The 13,307-nt window shown below is 68.1% G+C and carries 9 protein-coding genes; 4 read left to right on the top strand and 5 right to left on the bottom strand.

The annotated features are described in order from the left end of the window. Window positions 1–24 precede the first annotated feature (24 nt). Window positions 25–3,192, bottom strand: a complete 3,168-nt coding sequence (locus U4Y91_RS15170) for an efflux RND transporter permease subunit (protein WP_321805693.1) — start codon at window positions 3,190–3,192, stop codon at window positions 25–27. 239 nt (window positions 3,193–3,431) lie between these two features. Further along, complete coding sequence (locus U4Y91_RS15165; RefSeq protein ID WP_321805692.1) at window positions 3,432–4,199, bottom strand: Crp/Fnr family transcriptional regulator; 768 nt, start codon at window positions 4,197–4,199, stop codon at window positions 3,432–3,434. A gap of 196 nt (window positions 4,200–4,395) precedes the next feature. Between U4Y91_RS15165 and U4Y91_RS15160 the strand changes: the two genes are divergently transcribed. Beyond that, window positions 4,396–6,048, top strand: coding sequence for an acyl-CoA synthetase (locus U4Y91_RS15160; RefSeq protein ID WP_321805691.1), 1,653 nt, complete (start codon window positions 4,396–4,398; stop codon window positions 6,046–6,048). Window positions 6,049–6,124: 76 nt separating this feature from the next. Here the strand turns inward: U4Y91_RS15160 and U4Y91_RS15155 are convergent, their stop codons facing one another. Further along, window positions 6,125–6,556 (bottom strand): YqaA family protein, encoded by a 432-nt coding sequence (locus U4Y91_RS15155; protein ID WP_321805690.1) that lies wholly within the window; start codon window positions 6,554–6,556, stop codon window positions 6,125–6,127. 91 nt (window positions 6,557–6,647) lie between these two features. Then, a complete protein-coding gene (locus U4Y91_RS15150) occupies window positions 6,648–7,295 on the bottom strand; it encodes a LysE family translocator (RefSeq protein WP_321805689.1) in 648 nt (215 codons plus the stop codon). Window positions 7,296–7,578: 283 nt separating this feature from the next. On the opposite strand from U4Y91_RS15150, the gene U4Y91_RS15145 reads away from it, so the two are divergent. Then, window positions 7,579–8,061 carry an Lrp/AsnC family transcriptional regulator gene (locus U4Y91_RS15145; RefSeq protein ID WP_006755380.1) on the top strand — a complete coding sequence of 161 codons (483 nt, stop codon included), beginning with the start codon at window positions 7,579–7,581 and terminating at the stop codon, window positions 8,059–8,061. A gap of 821 nt (window positions 8,062–8,882) precedes the next feature. Here U4Y91_RS15145 and U4Y91_RS15140 read toward each other — a convergent pair. Beyond that, window positions 8,883–10,535: an IclR family transcriptional regulator gene (locus U4Y91_RS15140; RefSeq protein WP_321805688.1), complete on the bottom strand. Its 1,653-nt coding sequence runs from the start codon at window positions 10,533–10,535 to the stop codon at window positions 8,883–8,885. A 177-nt stretch (window positions 10,536–10,712) separates the two neighbouring features. Between U4Y91_RS15140 and U4Y91_RS15135 the strand changes: the two genes are divergently transcribed. Both U4Y91_RS15135 and U4Y91_RS15130 read left to right on the top strand, forming a co-directional pair. Then, window positions 10,713–11,672 carry an MBL fold metallo-hydrolase gene (locus U4Y91_RS15135; RefSeq protein ID WP_321805687.1) on the top strand — a complete coding sequence of 320 codons (960 nt, stop codon included), beginning with the start codon at window positions 10,713–10,715 and terminating at the stop codon, window positions 11,670–11,672. Between the two features lie 182 nt (window positions 11,673–11,854). Continuing rightward, complete coding sequence (locus tag U4Y91_RS15130; RefSeq protein WP_321805686.1) at window positions 11,855–13,222, top strand: MFS transporter; 1,368 nt, start codon at window positions 11,855–11,857, stop codon at window positions 13,220–13,222. Window positions 13,223–13,307: the final 85 nt, after the last annotated feature.

The raw sequence follows: 13,307 nt of genomic DNA, 5'->3' as shown, positions 1-13,307 counted from the left end.
GGGTCTGGAGGCTAAAGGCGAAAGTCAGTGTCCGGCGTGGCGCGCGCGCCGGCGGGCCAGCCGCGCATGCACGCCGCCGAACACGAGCGGCACGAACAGCAGCGTCGAAACGGTGGCGAACAGCAGGCCGCCGATCACCGCGCGGCCGAGCGGCGCATTCTGTTCGGCGCCTTCGCCGAGACCGAGCGCCATCGGCACCATCCCGATGATCATCGCGAGCGCCGTCATCAGCACCGGGCGGATCCGCGTCGCGCCGGCCTCCAGCGCGGCCGTGAGCGGCGGCGCGCCTGCCGCCAGGCGCTGGCGCGCGAACGACACGACCAGGATGCTGTTGGCGGTCGCGACGCCCACCGTCATGATCGCGCCCGTCAGCGCGGGCACGCTCAGGTGCGTGCCGGTGATGAACAGCATCCACGCGATGCCGGCGAGCGCGGCCGGCATCGCGCTGATGATGATCAGCGGATCGAGCCACGACTGGAAATTCACGACGATCAGCAGGTAGACGAGCACGATCGCCATCGCGACGCCCGCGCCGAGGCCGAGGTACGACGTGCGCATCGTCTCGACCTGGCCGCGCACCGTCAGGTCGGTGCCGCGCGGCAGCGTCGCGCGCGCGTCGGACACGATCCGGTCGATCGCGCCCGCGACCGAGCCGAGGTCGCGGCCCTCGACGCTCACGTACAGGTCGATTGCCGGGCGGATGTTGTAGTGCGTGATCACGGCCGGGTTCGCGACGGGGTGGATCTGCACGAGGTTGCCGAGCAATTGCAGCGGCATGCCGGTGCGCCCGCTTGCGGAAATCGGCGTGCCGAGCAGGTCGTCGATCGACGCGATGTTGTACTGCGGGGTCTGGATCTGCAGCGGGTACTGGACGCCCGAGCGCGGATTGATCCAGAACGACGGGGTCGTCTGGGAACTGCCGGACAGCGAGATCAGCATGTTCTGCGCGACGTTCTGCGCGGAGAGGCTGAGCTGCTGCATGCGCGTACGGTCCATGTCGGCCACCAGGGTCGGTTCGTCGTTGCGTTGCAGCACGTGCACGTCGACGGCGCCGGGGATTTGCCTGATCTTCTTCATCAGGCTGCTCGCGATAGCCATGTTACTCGCGAGATCGTTGCCGAGCACCTGCACGTCGATCGCGGCCGGCTGACCGAAGTTGAGGATCTGCGTGATGATGTCCGACGGCTGGAAGAAGAATTCGACGCCCGGGAAGCGCTGCGGCAGCAGCGTGCGCAGCAGCTGCACGTAGTGCTGGGTCGAGCGGTGGCCCGGCTTCAGCGCGATCATCAGTTCGCCGTCGAGCGTGCCGATCGTGCCGGCATTGCTGTACGACAGGTTGATGCCGCTCACCGGCAGCCCGAGGTTGTCGACGATCGCGCCGAGCTCGTCCGCCGGCACGGTTTCGCGGATCACGCGCTCGACCTGGTCGGCGAGGCGCGCGGTCTCCTCGATCCGGTAGCCGGTCGGCGCGCGCATGTGCAGCCGGAGGTTGCCGGAATCGGCGTTCGGGAAGAAGTCGCGGCCGAGCACGAACACGAGCCCGGTCGACAGCACGCAGAAGCCGAGGAAGCACGTCGCGTAGAAGCGGCGGCGCACCAGCAGGATGCTGAGCAGCACGATGTACCACGCGCGCAGCCGCTCGAACGCGGCGTTGAACGCGTGATGGAGGCGCGCGAATCGCGACGTCGCATGATCGGGGCCGCTCGTGGCCTGCTGCGGGCGGAACAGCAGCATCGCCAGGGTCGGCACGAGCGTGCGCGACAGCACGTAGGACGCGAGCATCGCGAACACCACGGCTTCGGCGAGCGGCACGAACAGGAAGCGCGCGACGCCCGTCAGGAAGAACATCGGCACGAACACGATGCAGATGCACAGCGTCGACACGAACGCGGGCACGGCGATCTCGCCCGCGCCTTCGAGGATCGCATCGTGCAGGTTCGTGCCGAGATGCAGGTGCCGCTCGATGTTCTCGATCGTGACGGTCGCGTCGTCGACCAGGATCCCCACCGCGAGCGCGAGCCCGCCGAGCGTCATGATGTTGATGGTCTCGCCGAGCGCGGAGAGCGCGATCAGCGACGTGAAGATCGACAGCGGAATCGAGATCGCGATGATCAGCGTGCTGCGCCAGTTGCCGAGGAACAGCAGGATCATCATCGCGGTCAGCACGGCGGCGATCAGCGCCTCGTGGATCACGCCCTGCACGGCGGCGTTGACGAACACCGACTGGTCGAACAGCGGCGTGATCGTGAGTCCTTCGGGCAGCGTCGGGATCACCTTCGGCAGCAGTGCCTTCAGGTCCGACACGACCTTCAGCGTCGACGCGTCACCGGTCTTCAGGATCGACATCAGCACGCCGCGCTGGCCGTTCTGGCGCACGACGTTGGTTTGCGGCGCGAAGCCGTCGCGCACTGACGCGACCTCGCGCAGGTAGGTCGTCGCGCCGTTGACGGTCTGGACCGGCAGGCCGTTGATGTCCGCGACCGTGTCGGCCGACGCGTTCGTGTCGATCCGGTATTCGGTCTGGCCCATCTTCGCGGTGCCGGTCGGCAGCACGAGGTTCTGCGTGTTGACCGCGTTGACGATGTCGGCGGGCGTGAGGCCCTTCGCGAGCAGCGCCTGCGGATCGAGGTCGATCGCGACCACGCGCGTGCGGCCGCCGTACGGAAACGGGATCTGCGCGCCCGGGATCGTGATCAGTTGCGGCCGCAGGAAGTTGAGCGCGATGTCGGCGAGCGACTGTTCGCTGAGCGTCTTGCTCGACAGCCCGAGCTGGATCACCGGGATGCTCGACGCCGAATAGGTGATCACGAGCGGCGGCGTCGCGCCCTGCGGCATCTGCCGCACGATCGCCTGCGCGGACGAGACCGTCTGCGCGATCGCGGTCTGCACGTTCGCGCCGGGCTGCAGGAACACCTTCACGACCGCGATGCCCGGCAGCGACGTCGACTCGATGTGCTGGATGTTGTTGACGGTCGTCGTCAGGATCCGTTCATGAACGGCCGTGATGCGGTTGGTCATCTCCTTCGCGGAGAAGCCGGTGTAATTCCAGATCACGCTGATGACGGGAATGTTGACCGCCGGCAGGACGTCGACAGGCGTGCGCATCAGCGCAAGCGGGGTGGCCAGCACGATCATGATGGCCATCACGATGAACGTGTAGGGGCGCCTGAGCGCGAGATTGACGATCCACATGGAGGCAGCGGGACAGGCGGTGATCAGGCGTCGGTGAGGGGAACCCGAATGATAGGCGTCGGGGCTGAACGGGTCACTGACACGAAACTGGCGGATTTGTCAGGTTCGGCGCGAGGTGACCGAGGTGACGACAGACCGATTGATCGGATGAAAACGCGCGCGGACGCCGATGCCCGAAAAAGGCCGCCGCACCGCGCGCGCATGCCGCAGCAGCGACGCTTCCGTTCATCGGACGTCGCTCAGATCTGTTCCATCCCGACCCGCGCGAGCGCGGCCAGGTCGACGACTTCGATCTGGTTGTACGCGAGCCGCAGCACGCCGAGTTTCTCGAGTTGCTGCAACGCCTGGTTGATCCGCTGCCGCGACACGCCGACGAGCATCCCCAGTTCCTCCTGCGAGATCGCGAGCGACGGGCCGGTGTCCGGATACAGCGCCGGGTTGAACAGCTGCGCGAGCGCTTGCGCGACGCGCGCGTCGACATCGAGCAGCCGGCTGTTCTGGATCGACGCGATGAACTCGCCCATCCGGTTGTTCAACTGGTGGATCACGAAGCGCGTGAACGGCAGGCTCGTGTCGAGCAGCGCATGGAACGTGTCGACCGGGACGAACAGCACGATCGAGCGCTGGACGGCGACGACTTCGTACTTGCGCAGCTCGCGCTTGATCACGCTGCCTTCGCCGAACCAGCCGCCCGACGGCACGCCGGAAAACGTGCAGCCGCGCCCCGACGCGTTGAAGATCGCGAGCTTCAGCAACCCGCGATGCACGCCGATCCAGTACTCGGACGGTGCGAGCCGCTGCGCGATCACGTCGCCGGCCTCGTGCTGCTCGGCGCGCGACTGCGCGAGCACGAGCGCCTGGTGTTCCGGCGCGAGCGCGCGGAACCACGCACATTGGCCGAACAGCACGGACAGGGCGGGCAACGGGCCCGGTTCGAGCGGCGTGTCGGCCGGCGGGCTGACAGCGGCGGCGGCCGCGTCGGGCGGCGCAACGAGGTGGTCGTGCATGGATGCGGGTTTGCGAGGATAGGGATAACGCGCAGCGCTCATGAGGCACTCTGTCGTTTCGATGACAGACGGCTCACAATAGCGCCCGTTAGGCTAGCGGCAATTGAACCACATCAAGACCGGTCGGGGTGCATGCACACTTGCCGGATACGAGGCCGACGCACGCGCCGGTCGACAGAAAACGGGAGACAGGATCATGACGCAGATGTTCGAGGCCGGACTCGGCCGCCGCGAAGCCAACTACGTGCCGCTCACGCCGATCGACTTTCTGGTCCGTGCGGCCGAAGTCTACGGCGCGCGCCTCGCGATCGTGCACGGCGACGTGCGGCGCACCTGGGGCGAGACCTACACGCGGGCGAAGCAGCTCGCGAGCGCGCTCGCGCAGGCCGGCGTCGCGCGCGGCGAGACGGTGGCCGCGCTGCTGCCGAACATCCCGGCGATGGTCGAGGCGCACTTCGGCGTGCCGATGGCCGGCGCCGTGCTCAACACGATCAACACGCGGCTCGACATTTCATCGGTGCTGTTCATGCTGCGTCACGGCGAAGCGAAGGTACTGATCGTCGACACCGAATACGCGGAGCTCGCGCATCGCGCGGCGCTCGAAGTGCCGGGCCTGAAGATCGTCAGCGTCGCCGATGCGATGCCGGCCGACCCCGTGCGCTTCGCGGGCGCGACCGACTACGAGGCGTTCGTCGCGGGCGGCGACCTCGACTACGCATGGACGCCGCCCGCCGACGAGTGGGAGGCGATCGCGCTGAACTACACGTCCGGCACGACGGGCGACCCGAAGGGCGTCGTGTATCACCATCGCGGCGCGTATCTCGCGGCGATCAGCAACCTCCTCGAATGGGACATGCCGAAGCACGCGGTGTATCTGTGGACGCTGCCGATGTTCCACTGCAACGGCTGGTGCTTCCCGTGGGCCGTCGCGGCGCGCGCGGGCGTGAACGTGTGCCTGCGCAAGTTCGACGCGAAGACGGTGTTCGACCTGATCCGCCGCGAGCGCATCACGCATTACTGCGGCGCGCCGATCGTACAGAGCGCGATCGCGAATGCGCCGGCCGAGTTGCGCGCCGGCATCGATCACACGGTGCACGCGATGGTCGCCGGTGCCGCGCCCGCGCCGGCCGTGATCGCGAAGATGAAGGAGATCGGCTTCGACCTGCTGCACGTGTACGGATTGACCGAGGTCTATGGCCCGGCGACCGTCTGCGCGAAGCAGGCGCACTGGGACGAGTTGCCCGACGACGAGCGCGCACGGCTCAATGCGCGGCAGGGCGTGCGCTATCACCTGGAAGCGGGCGCGACGGTGCTCGATCCGGACACGATGACGCCGGTGCCGGCCGACGGCGAGACGCTCGGCGAGATCATGTTCCGCGGCAACATCTGCATGAAGGGCTACCTGAAGAACCCGCACGCGACGGAGGAAGCGTTCCACGGCGGCTGGTTCCATACGGGCGATCTCGGCGTGCTGACGCCGGACGGCTACATCCGCATCAAGGATCGCCGCAAGGACATCATCATTTCGGGCGGCGAGAACATCTCGAGCATCGAGGTCGAGGATGCGCTGTACCGGCACCCGGCCGTCGCGGTCGCGGCGGTCGTCGCGATGCCCGACCCGAAGTGGGGCGAGGTGCCATGCGCGTTCGTCGAGCTGCGCGAAGGCGCGAGCGCGACCGAGGCGGAGATCGTCGCCCACTGCCGGCAGTTGCTCGCGGGTTTCAAGGTGCCGAAGGTCGTGCGCTTCGGCGAGCTGCCGAAGACGTCGACCGGCAAGATCCAGAAATTCCAGCTGCGCAACGCGGTCGGATCGGACAAGGCGATCGACCTGGCGGGAGACAAGAAGTAACGGCCAGGGCGTCGTGCGGGCGGACGCCTTGATGCTTGAATGCGTCAGTGCGCCAAGGTGTCAAGGTGTCAATGCATCAAGGCACGACGAGCCACGCGATCGCCAGATACCGCCCGACCTTCGCGATCGTCACGATCGCGACGAAGGTCGGCAGCGGCTCGCGCAGCACACCGGCGATCATCGTCAGCGGGTCGCCGATCACCGGCGCCCAGCTCAGCAGCAGCGACCAGCGGCCATAGCGCCGATACCAGCCCTCGGCGCGCGCGAGCGCGGCCGGCTTCACCGGAAACCAGCGGCGGTCGCGGAAGCGCTCGATGCCGCGGCCGAGCGCCCAGTTGATCGCCGAGCCGGCGACGTTGCCGACGCTCGCCACCAGCACCAGCGCCCACACGGGTTCGCGGCCGGCGAGCAGCAGGCCGGCAAGCACGGCTTCGGACTGGAGCGGCAACAGGGTCGCGGCGACCATCGACACGGCGAACAGGCCGCCGTAAGTGAGCAGTTCGGACATCGCGCGATTGTACTGGTCGTACCGGCCGCGCGTCGGCCGGCGCGGGGTGACGCGCGCCGCAGTGTGCCGCGTCACGCGCGCAGGCGGCCGCTCAGTTCCAGCCGACCATGATCGCGCCCATTCCGACCAGCAGCCCGCCCGTCACGCGATTCATCGCGCGCATCCGCGCCGGCCGCTGCAGCGCGCGGCTCAGCCGGTGCGAGAACAGCGCCATCGACGCGACGCCGCCGGCGAACAGCACCGCGAAGGTCGCCGCGAGCAGCAGGAATTGCGCGTTCAGGCTCCAGTCGGGATTCGGGACGATGAACTGCGGAAAGAACGACGGAAAGAACAGCAGCGTCTTCGGGTTCAGGCCGGAGGTGGCGACGCCGCGCCAGAACAGCGCGCGTCCGGTGACGGTGTCGTCGGGTGCCGTGCTGCCGGCGTCCGTCGACGCGGCGGGCGCGTTGGCCGGTGCGCGATTGAGCCATTGCTTGCAGCCGAGCCAGACGAGGTAGGCGGCGCCGGCCCAGCGCAGCACGGTCAGCGCGTGCTCGTCGAGGTGGACCAGCGAGTTCAGGCACAGCGCGGTCAGCGCGAGCTGCAGCAGCACGGCGAGCGTGCCGCCCCAGACGCACGGCAGCGCGCGGCGCCAGCCGGCGCGCAATGCCTGGTTCATCGTGAGGAGGTTGACGGGGCCGGGGGCGTAGATGAGGACGGCGGACGCAGCGAGGAACGACAGATAAAGCCTGAACGACATGACGGGAGTGCGGAAACGGAGGATCAGGCGCCGGCCCGTGCGACCGGGTAGGCGCGCGGGGGGCGGGACGTTGCATGCCTGCGTGTCCTGCGCCGCAACTCGTGATTGCGGCCAGGCGTCCCGGTGCGAAGGGGTTGTCGCGGGGAGCGTGCCGGACAACAGGCATGGAGAAAATGTATCAAGCGGGCCGGTTAACAGGCTTCCTGTTTTCCAGCAAAATGCACCCGAAACCGGAATCATGTTCAGCTAGAATGAGGATTTTCAGTAGAAAATTCTTCCTGCCATGGCTACCCGCGAACGCACGCCGAAAACCCTCGACAACCAGGACCGCAAGATCCTCGGTGCACTGCAAAAAAATGCGCGCCTGTCGAACGCCGAACTGGCCGAACAGATCGGCATGTCGACCACCGCCTGCTGGAACCGCACGCGGCAGCTCGAACTCGACGGTTACATCGACGGCTACGTCGCGCTGGTCAACCAGCGCATGCTCGGCTACGCGGACATCGTGATCCTCGAAGTCACGCTCGATCGCCACGAGGACGATGCGCTCGCGCGTTTCGGCGCGGAACTCGCGGCACTGCCCGAAGTGCTCGAGGCCTACCTCGTGTCGGGCGAATACGATTACTGGATCAAGGTCGCCGTGGACGGCACGGCCGGCTACGAGCGCTTCCTGCGCGAGAAGCTGTACAGGATTTCGAGCATTCGCCACAGCCGCTCGATGTTCGCGCTGCGGTGCATGAAAGACGTGCCGTCGATTCAGGTGTGATGACGGGGGCGACGCGCCGCGCGGTGTCGTGACGACGCGGTTCGCGGCGGTGCTGGAGAAGGGCGGGAATCGGGCTGTCGCGACCGTTGCGCGCGGCCCGGAGCCGGATACAGGCAGACGATGCCCGCGCGGCGGGAAAACGGATGAATCTTCCGTGACGGCCAGGCCCGGCGCGTGGTGCGCAGCGGGCATGCATCGGCTACGCAGCGGCCGGACATTCCGGGAAGCTGCGATCGACACCGTGCCGACAAGTTCGTCGGCACCGGCATCTGCGTATCGACATCGCTACGACCGTGCTCACAGCGCGTGAGCACCATGCCATCGAGGGCATTCGCCCTTTTTGCGACTTCCGTCCGGCGCCCCGTGCCGGACGCGGCGGCCTTTCGGCGCGCGTCCCGGCAGGCGCATCAGACGGATGGCGTGCGGCCGGCTGGCGGCCAGTCGCTGCGCTTAGCGCGGCAGGCGGGCGTGCGCTTCAGCGATGACTGCGCAGTTCTCGAGGTGCAGTGCCCATGCTTCTGCAAGCAGCTCGCCAACACGTGCGAGCCAGCCAGCGGATTGGGTGGAACGATTGGAGACATTAGACGTTTGCATGACGAAGCCCCATGTAGGTGGTGAGTTAGGGATAACCCTAATCATAAAGAAACGTCACCGTCTTGTGAAATGCGATTTCGTTATATGAGAATTACTGACAATTTATGTTGCTGCTGCGCAACATGAGCTGCGCCAGCTTCTGCGTGGCGGGCAGGCGTGACGAGACCGTGGCGAGCACGGCCTCGCATTGACGGGCGAAAAGGGAAAGCCGGGCAGCGGGGCGGCGATTACCCGCCGATCCACCCGAAGCGCCACGACAGGCGGCGCGCCGCGGCGAGCAGCGTATGCGCGAGTTCGCTGTGCGGCCCGCGCGGGAAGCAGCGCGACGAGCCGATGATCGCAATCACGAGCCGGATGCTGCCGGTGTGATCGAACACGGGCGCGGCGATCGTCCCGATGCCCGGCACCGGCGCATCGAAGGCGAAATCGAGTTCGTCCGTGCGGATCGCCGCGAGCCGCGCGCGGAACGCGTCGTCGACCTGCGTCGCGCGGCCTGCGAGGCGCACCGGCTCGTCGGCCAGGAGGCCGGCCAGCACGTCGTCGGACATGCCGGCCGCGAAAATCCGCCCGATCGCCGTATTCACGAGCGACATCACCGTGCCGACCTGCAGGCTCACGTGCTGCGGCCGTGCCGATTCCTCGAGACGGATCACGGTCGGCCCGAGCGGCCCGAGCGTCGCCGCGGCCACGCTCAGGTCGGTCGCGGCCGCCAGCGCGACGATTTCGGCTTCCGCATCGCGCGTCGGCGACACGCGCTGCATCGCGATCAGCCCGAGCGCCTGCGCGAGCGGCCCGCCGCCGAAGCAGCCCGCGTCGTCGCGGCTCAGCAGGCCGATCTTCTGCAGGCTCACCAGGTGCGGAAACGCCTTCGCGGCCGGCATGCCGGCGGCTGCGGCGAGATCGCGCAACGGCAGCGCACGGCCCGCCGAGACGAGCGCGAGCAGCAGCTCGCCCGTGCTGTCGAGCGCGTTGATGCCGCGCTGCGCTTTCGGGTCGTCGGCGAGCGCGGGCGGCATGCGTTGCGTGGCCGGCGGCATGCCCGGCGCGACCGGCGGTGCGTCGCGTCCCGCGTCGAGCGCCGCGGTCGCTTGCCGTGCCGCATCGCGCAGCGCCGTCGCGATCGGGCCGTCCCAGCCGACATCGATCGAGCCGCTCGAACCGATCACCGTCAACGCGAGTTGCAGGCGGCCGTCCGCGTCCAGCACCGGCACGCACATCGCGCTGACGCCGGGGCTCGGCCGATCCACGCCGCGTTCGATCCCGCGCGCGCGGATCGCGTCGAGTTCGGCTTGCCACGCACGGGCATCGGATGGGGGCTGGTCGCCTTCCGCGCCGGCGAGCGCGGCGCCGGCGCCGGCCTGGCTGGCCGCCATCGCGTCGAGCTGTGCGGGGTCGCCGAACGCGCGGAACACCCGGCCGGTCGCCGTCGTGTCGAGCGACATGACGGATCCGACGTGCAGGTTCACGTGCAGCGGATAGCCGCCGTGCTCGATGCGCACGATCGTGGGCCCGAGCGCGCCCGGCACCGACAGCGCGACGCTCAGGCCGACCGTTTCCGCGAGCCGCGCCGCGTGCGGCAGCGCCGCGCGATAGGCCGGCTGGCGCTCGATCGACATCAGCCCGAGCCGGAGCGACAGCGGCCCCGGCTCGTAGTTGCCGGTGAGCGCGTCGCGCTTCACGAGCGCGAGCCGCGTCAGGCTGACGAGATAGGTGTGCGCCTGCGCGGTCGACAGGTCGGCCGCGGCCGCCAGCTCCGACAGCCCGAGCGGCTTGCGCCGGCGCGCGAGCGCGTCGAGCAGCCGGCCGCCGACCTCGACGCTCTGGATCCCGCGCTGCGCCTTGGGCGGCGCGTCGTCTGCGCTGACTTCGTGGTTCTGCACGCGATGATTCTTCCGTTGACGAAACCCCGCATGGTATCCGACGCCATTTATCGCGCCAGCCCGCAGGTTTACCCGTATTAAACAATAGCAAGCGACTTTGTCATTGACAAATAATCGGCGCGGGAAGATGATCCGCTCACTCCCCTCAACACATGGCTCGCAGCCACGGAACGCAACATGGCCAAAGCATTCGCCTCCCAAGCCGATCTGGAAGAGAAGAAAGTCACCTGGACGCAGCTGTCCGAGAACGCGTACGCATACACCGCCGAAGGCGACCCGAACTCGGGCGTGATCATCGGCGACGACAGCGTGCTGATCGTCGACACGACCGCGACGCCCGCGATGGCGCAGGACCTGATCGCGAAGATCCGCAGCGTGACCGACAAGCCGATCAAGCACGTCGTGCTGTCGCACTACCATGCGGTGCGCGTGCTCGGCGCGTCCGCGTATTTCGAGGAAGGCGCGCAGCACGTGATCGCGAGCCGCGGCACCTACGAAATGATCGTCGAGCGCGGCGAGGCCGACATGAAGTCAGAGATCGAGCGCTTCCCGCGCCTGTTCGCGGGCGTCGAGACGGTGCCGGGCCTGACCTGGCCGACGCTCGTGTTCGAGCGCGAGATCACGCTGTTCCTCGGCAAGCTCGAGGTGAAGATCATGCACGTCGGCTCGGGCCACACGAAGGGCGACACGATCGTCTGGCTGCCGTCGCAGAAGGTGCTGTTCTCGGGCGACCTGGTCGAGTACGACGCGGCTTGCTATTGCGGCGACGCGCAGCTCGAACAGTGGCCGGCCACGCTCGAGGCGCTGCGCGCGCTCGGCGCGGAAAAGCTCGTGCCGGGCCGCGGCCCCGCGCTGCTGAATCCGGCCGAAGTGAACAAGGGCCTCGACTACACGAAGGATTTCGTGACGACGCTGCTCGCGCAGGGCCGCAAGGCCGTCGAGCGCAAGCTCGACCTGAAGGCGTCGATGGCGCTCACGCGCGAAGCGATGGATCCGAAGTTCGGCCAAGTGTTCATCTACGAGCACTGTCTGCCGTTCGACGTGTCGCGCGCGTACGACGAAGCGAGCGGCATTACGCATCCGCGCATCTGGACCGCGCAGCGCGACAAGGAAATGTGGGACGCGCTGCAGGACTGAGCGGGTCACGGCGGCGGGGCGTCCGGGCGGGCGTCCCGCCGTTTTCCTGACGGCGCCTGAGCGGCGGCTGCATCGCGCGGCCGTTCAGGGAGCCGACTTCCGATCTCACAAGAAAGCCGGGCGCATGCACGCCCGCGGAGACTGCTGCGCGCGCGAATCGCGCGGCCCGTTTGGAGAGAGACATGCCCCAATCGCTTCCCGCCGAAGCGACGATCGCGCACGCGAGTGCCGCGGCGTCGACTTCCGCCTACGAATCCGCATCGGCAACCGCTGCCGGCGACGCGCTGCTGTTCCGCAAGATCGCGTGGCGGATCGTGCCGTTCCTGTTCCTCTGCTACGTCGTGTCGTTCCTCGACCGCATCAACATCGGCTTCGCGCAGCTGCAGATGAAGCACGACCTCGGTTTCAGCGATGCGATGTACGGCCTCGGCGCCGCGGTGTTCTACGTCGGCTACGTGTTCTGCGAGGTGCCGAGCAACCTGCTGCTCGCGCGCTTCGGCGCGCGCCGCACGTTCACGCGGATCATGCTGCTGTGGGGCATCGCGTCGACCGCGATGATGTTCGTGTCGCAGCCGTCGCATTTCTACGTGCTGCGCTTCCTGCTCGGCGTGTTCGAGGCCGGCTTCTTTCCCGGCATCGTGCTGTACCTGACCTACTGGTTCCCGGCGAACCGCCGCGCGGCGGCGATCTCGGTGTTCTTCGCGGGCGTCGCGGTGGCGGGCGTGCTCGGCGGCCTGATGTCGGGCTGGATCATGCGCGACATGAGCGGCGTGCTCGGGCTGCACGGCTGGCAATGGATGTTCGCGATCGAAGGCGCGCCGGCGATCGTGCTCGCATGCTTCGCGTTCACGTACCTGGTCGACCGGCCGCAGGACGCCGCGTGGCTCACGTCCGACGAAAAGGCGCGCGTCGCCGCGCTGTGCAGCGATGGCCGTGCGCATGGCGCGCATGACAAACGCAGCCTGGTCGCCGCGCTCGCGAACCCGCGCGTCTACCTGTTCGCGTTCATCTACTTCTCGCTGACCTGCGCATCGCTGACGCTCAACTTCTGGATGCCGCTGATGATCCGCGATTTCGGCGTGACCGACGTCGTGTCGGTGAGCCTCTACACGGTCGTGCCGAACGCGGTCGGCGCGGTCGGGCTGATCCTGATCGCCCGCCATTCCGACCGCACCGGCGAGCGCCGCAAGCACTTCGCGTGCTGTACGATCGGCGGCGGGCTGGCACTCGCGGCGCTGACGCTGCACCTGCACAGCTTCGCGGCGATGCTCGCGTGCCTGTCGATCGCGGCGACGCTGATCTTCGCCGCGCTGCCGATCTTCTGGGCCGTGCCGACCCGCTATCTGTCGGGCAACGCGGCCGCGGCCGGGATCGCGCTGATCAGCAGCATCGGGATCACGAGCGGCATCGTCAGCCCGTGGGTGATCGGGCTGATCCGCACGCGCACCGGCAGCATGGATCTCGCCGTGTACCTGCTGGCCGCGCTGCTCGCGCTGAGCGGCGCCGCGCTGATGCTCGGCGTGAAGGGCGAACCCGCGCGCCGCGCCTGAATCACGGCCGGGCGCTGCCGGCGGGCGGCGGCGACCGGCGTTGCATTGCCTGTCCGCACCGTATCCGCATCCATCGAGGAGACGA

The sequence above is a fragment of the Burkholderia sp. BCC1993 genome (assembly GCF_905339865.1).
GTDB lineage: Bacteria > Pseudomonadota > Gammaproteobacteria > Burkholderiales > Burkholderiaceae > Burkholderia.
Note: the sequence above shows the minus strand (reverse complement) of the source record. Positions and strands in the feature narration are given on the sequence as shown.

Bases quoted from the DNA above. Each gene is read 5' to 3' on its own strand.
- U4Y91_RS15160 (WP_321805691.1), top strand. From the start codon at position 4,396: ATGACGCAGATGTTCGAGGCCGGACTCGGCCGCCGCGAAGCCAACTAC.
- U4Y91_RS15155 (WP_321805690.1), bottom strand. From the start codon at position 6,556: ATGTCCGAACTGCTCACTTACGGCGGCCTGTTCGCCGTGTCGATGGTC.
- U4Y91_RS15145 (WP_006755380.1), top strand. From the start codon at position 7,579: ATGGCTACCCGCGAACGCACGCCGAAAACCCTCGACAACCAGGACCGC.
- U4Y91_RS15130 (WP_321805686.1), top strand. From the start codon at position 11,855: ATGCCCCAATCGCTTCCCGCCGAAGCGACGATCGCGCACGCGAGTGCC.
- U4Y91_RS15170 (WP_321805693.1), bottom strand. From the start codon at position 3,192: ATGTGGATCGTCAATCTCGCGCTCAGGCGCCCCTACACGTTCATCGTG.
- U4Y91_RS15135 (WP_321805687.1), top strand. From the start codon at position 10,713: ATGGCCAAAGCATTCGCCTCCCAAGCCGATCTGGAAGAGAAGAAAGTC.
- U4Y91_RS15165 (WP_321805692.1), bottom strand. From the start codon at position 4,199: ATGCACGACCACCTCGTTGCGCCGCCCGACGCGGCCGCCGCCGCTGTC.
- U4Y91_RS15150 (WP_321805689.1), bottom strand. From the start codon at position 7,295: ATGTCGTTCAGGCTTTATCTGTCGTTCCTCGCTGCGTCCGCCGTCCTC.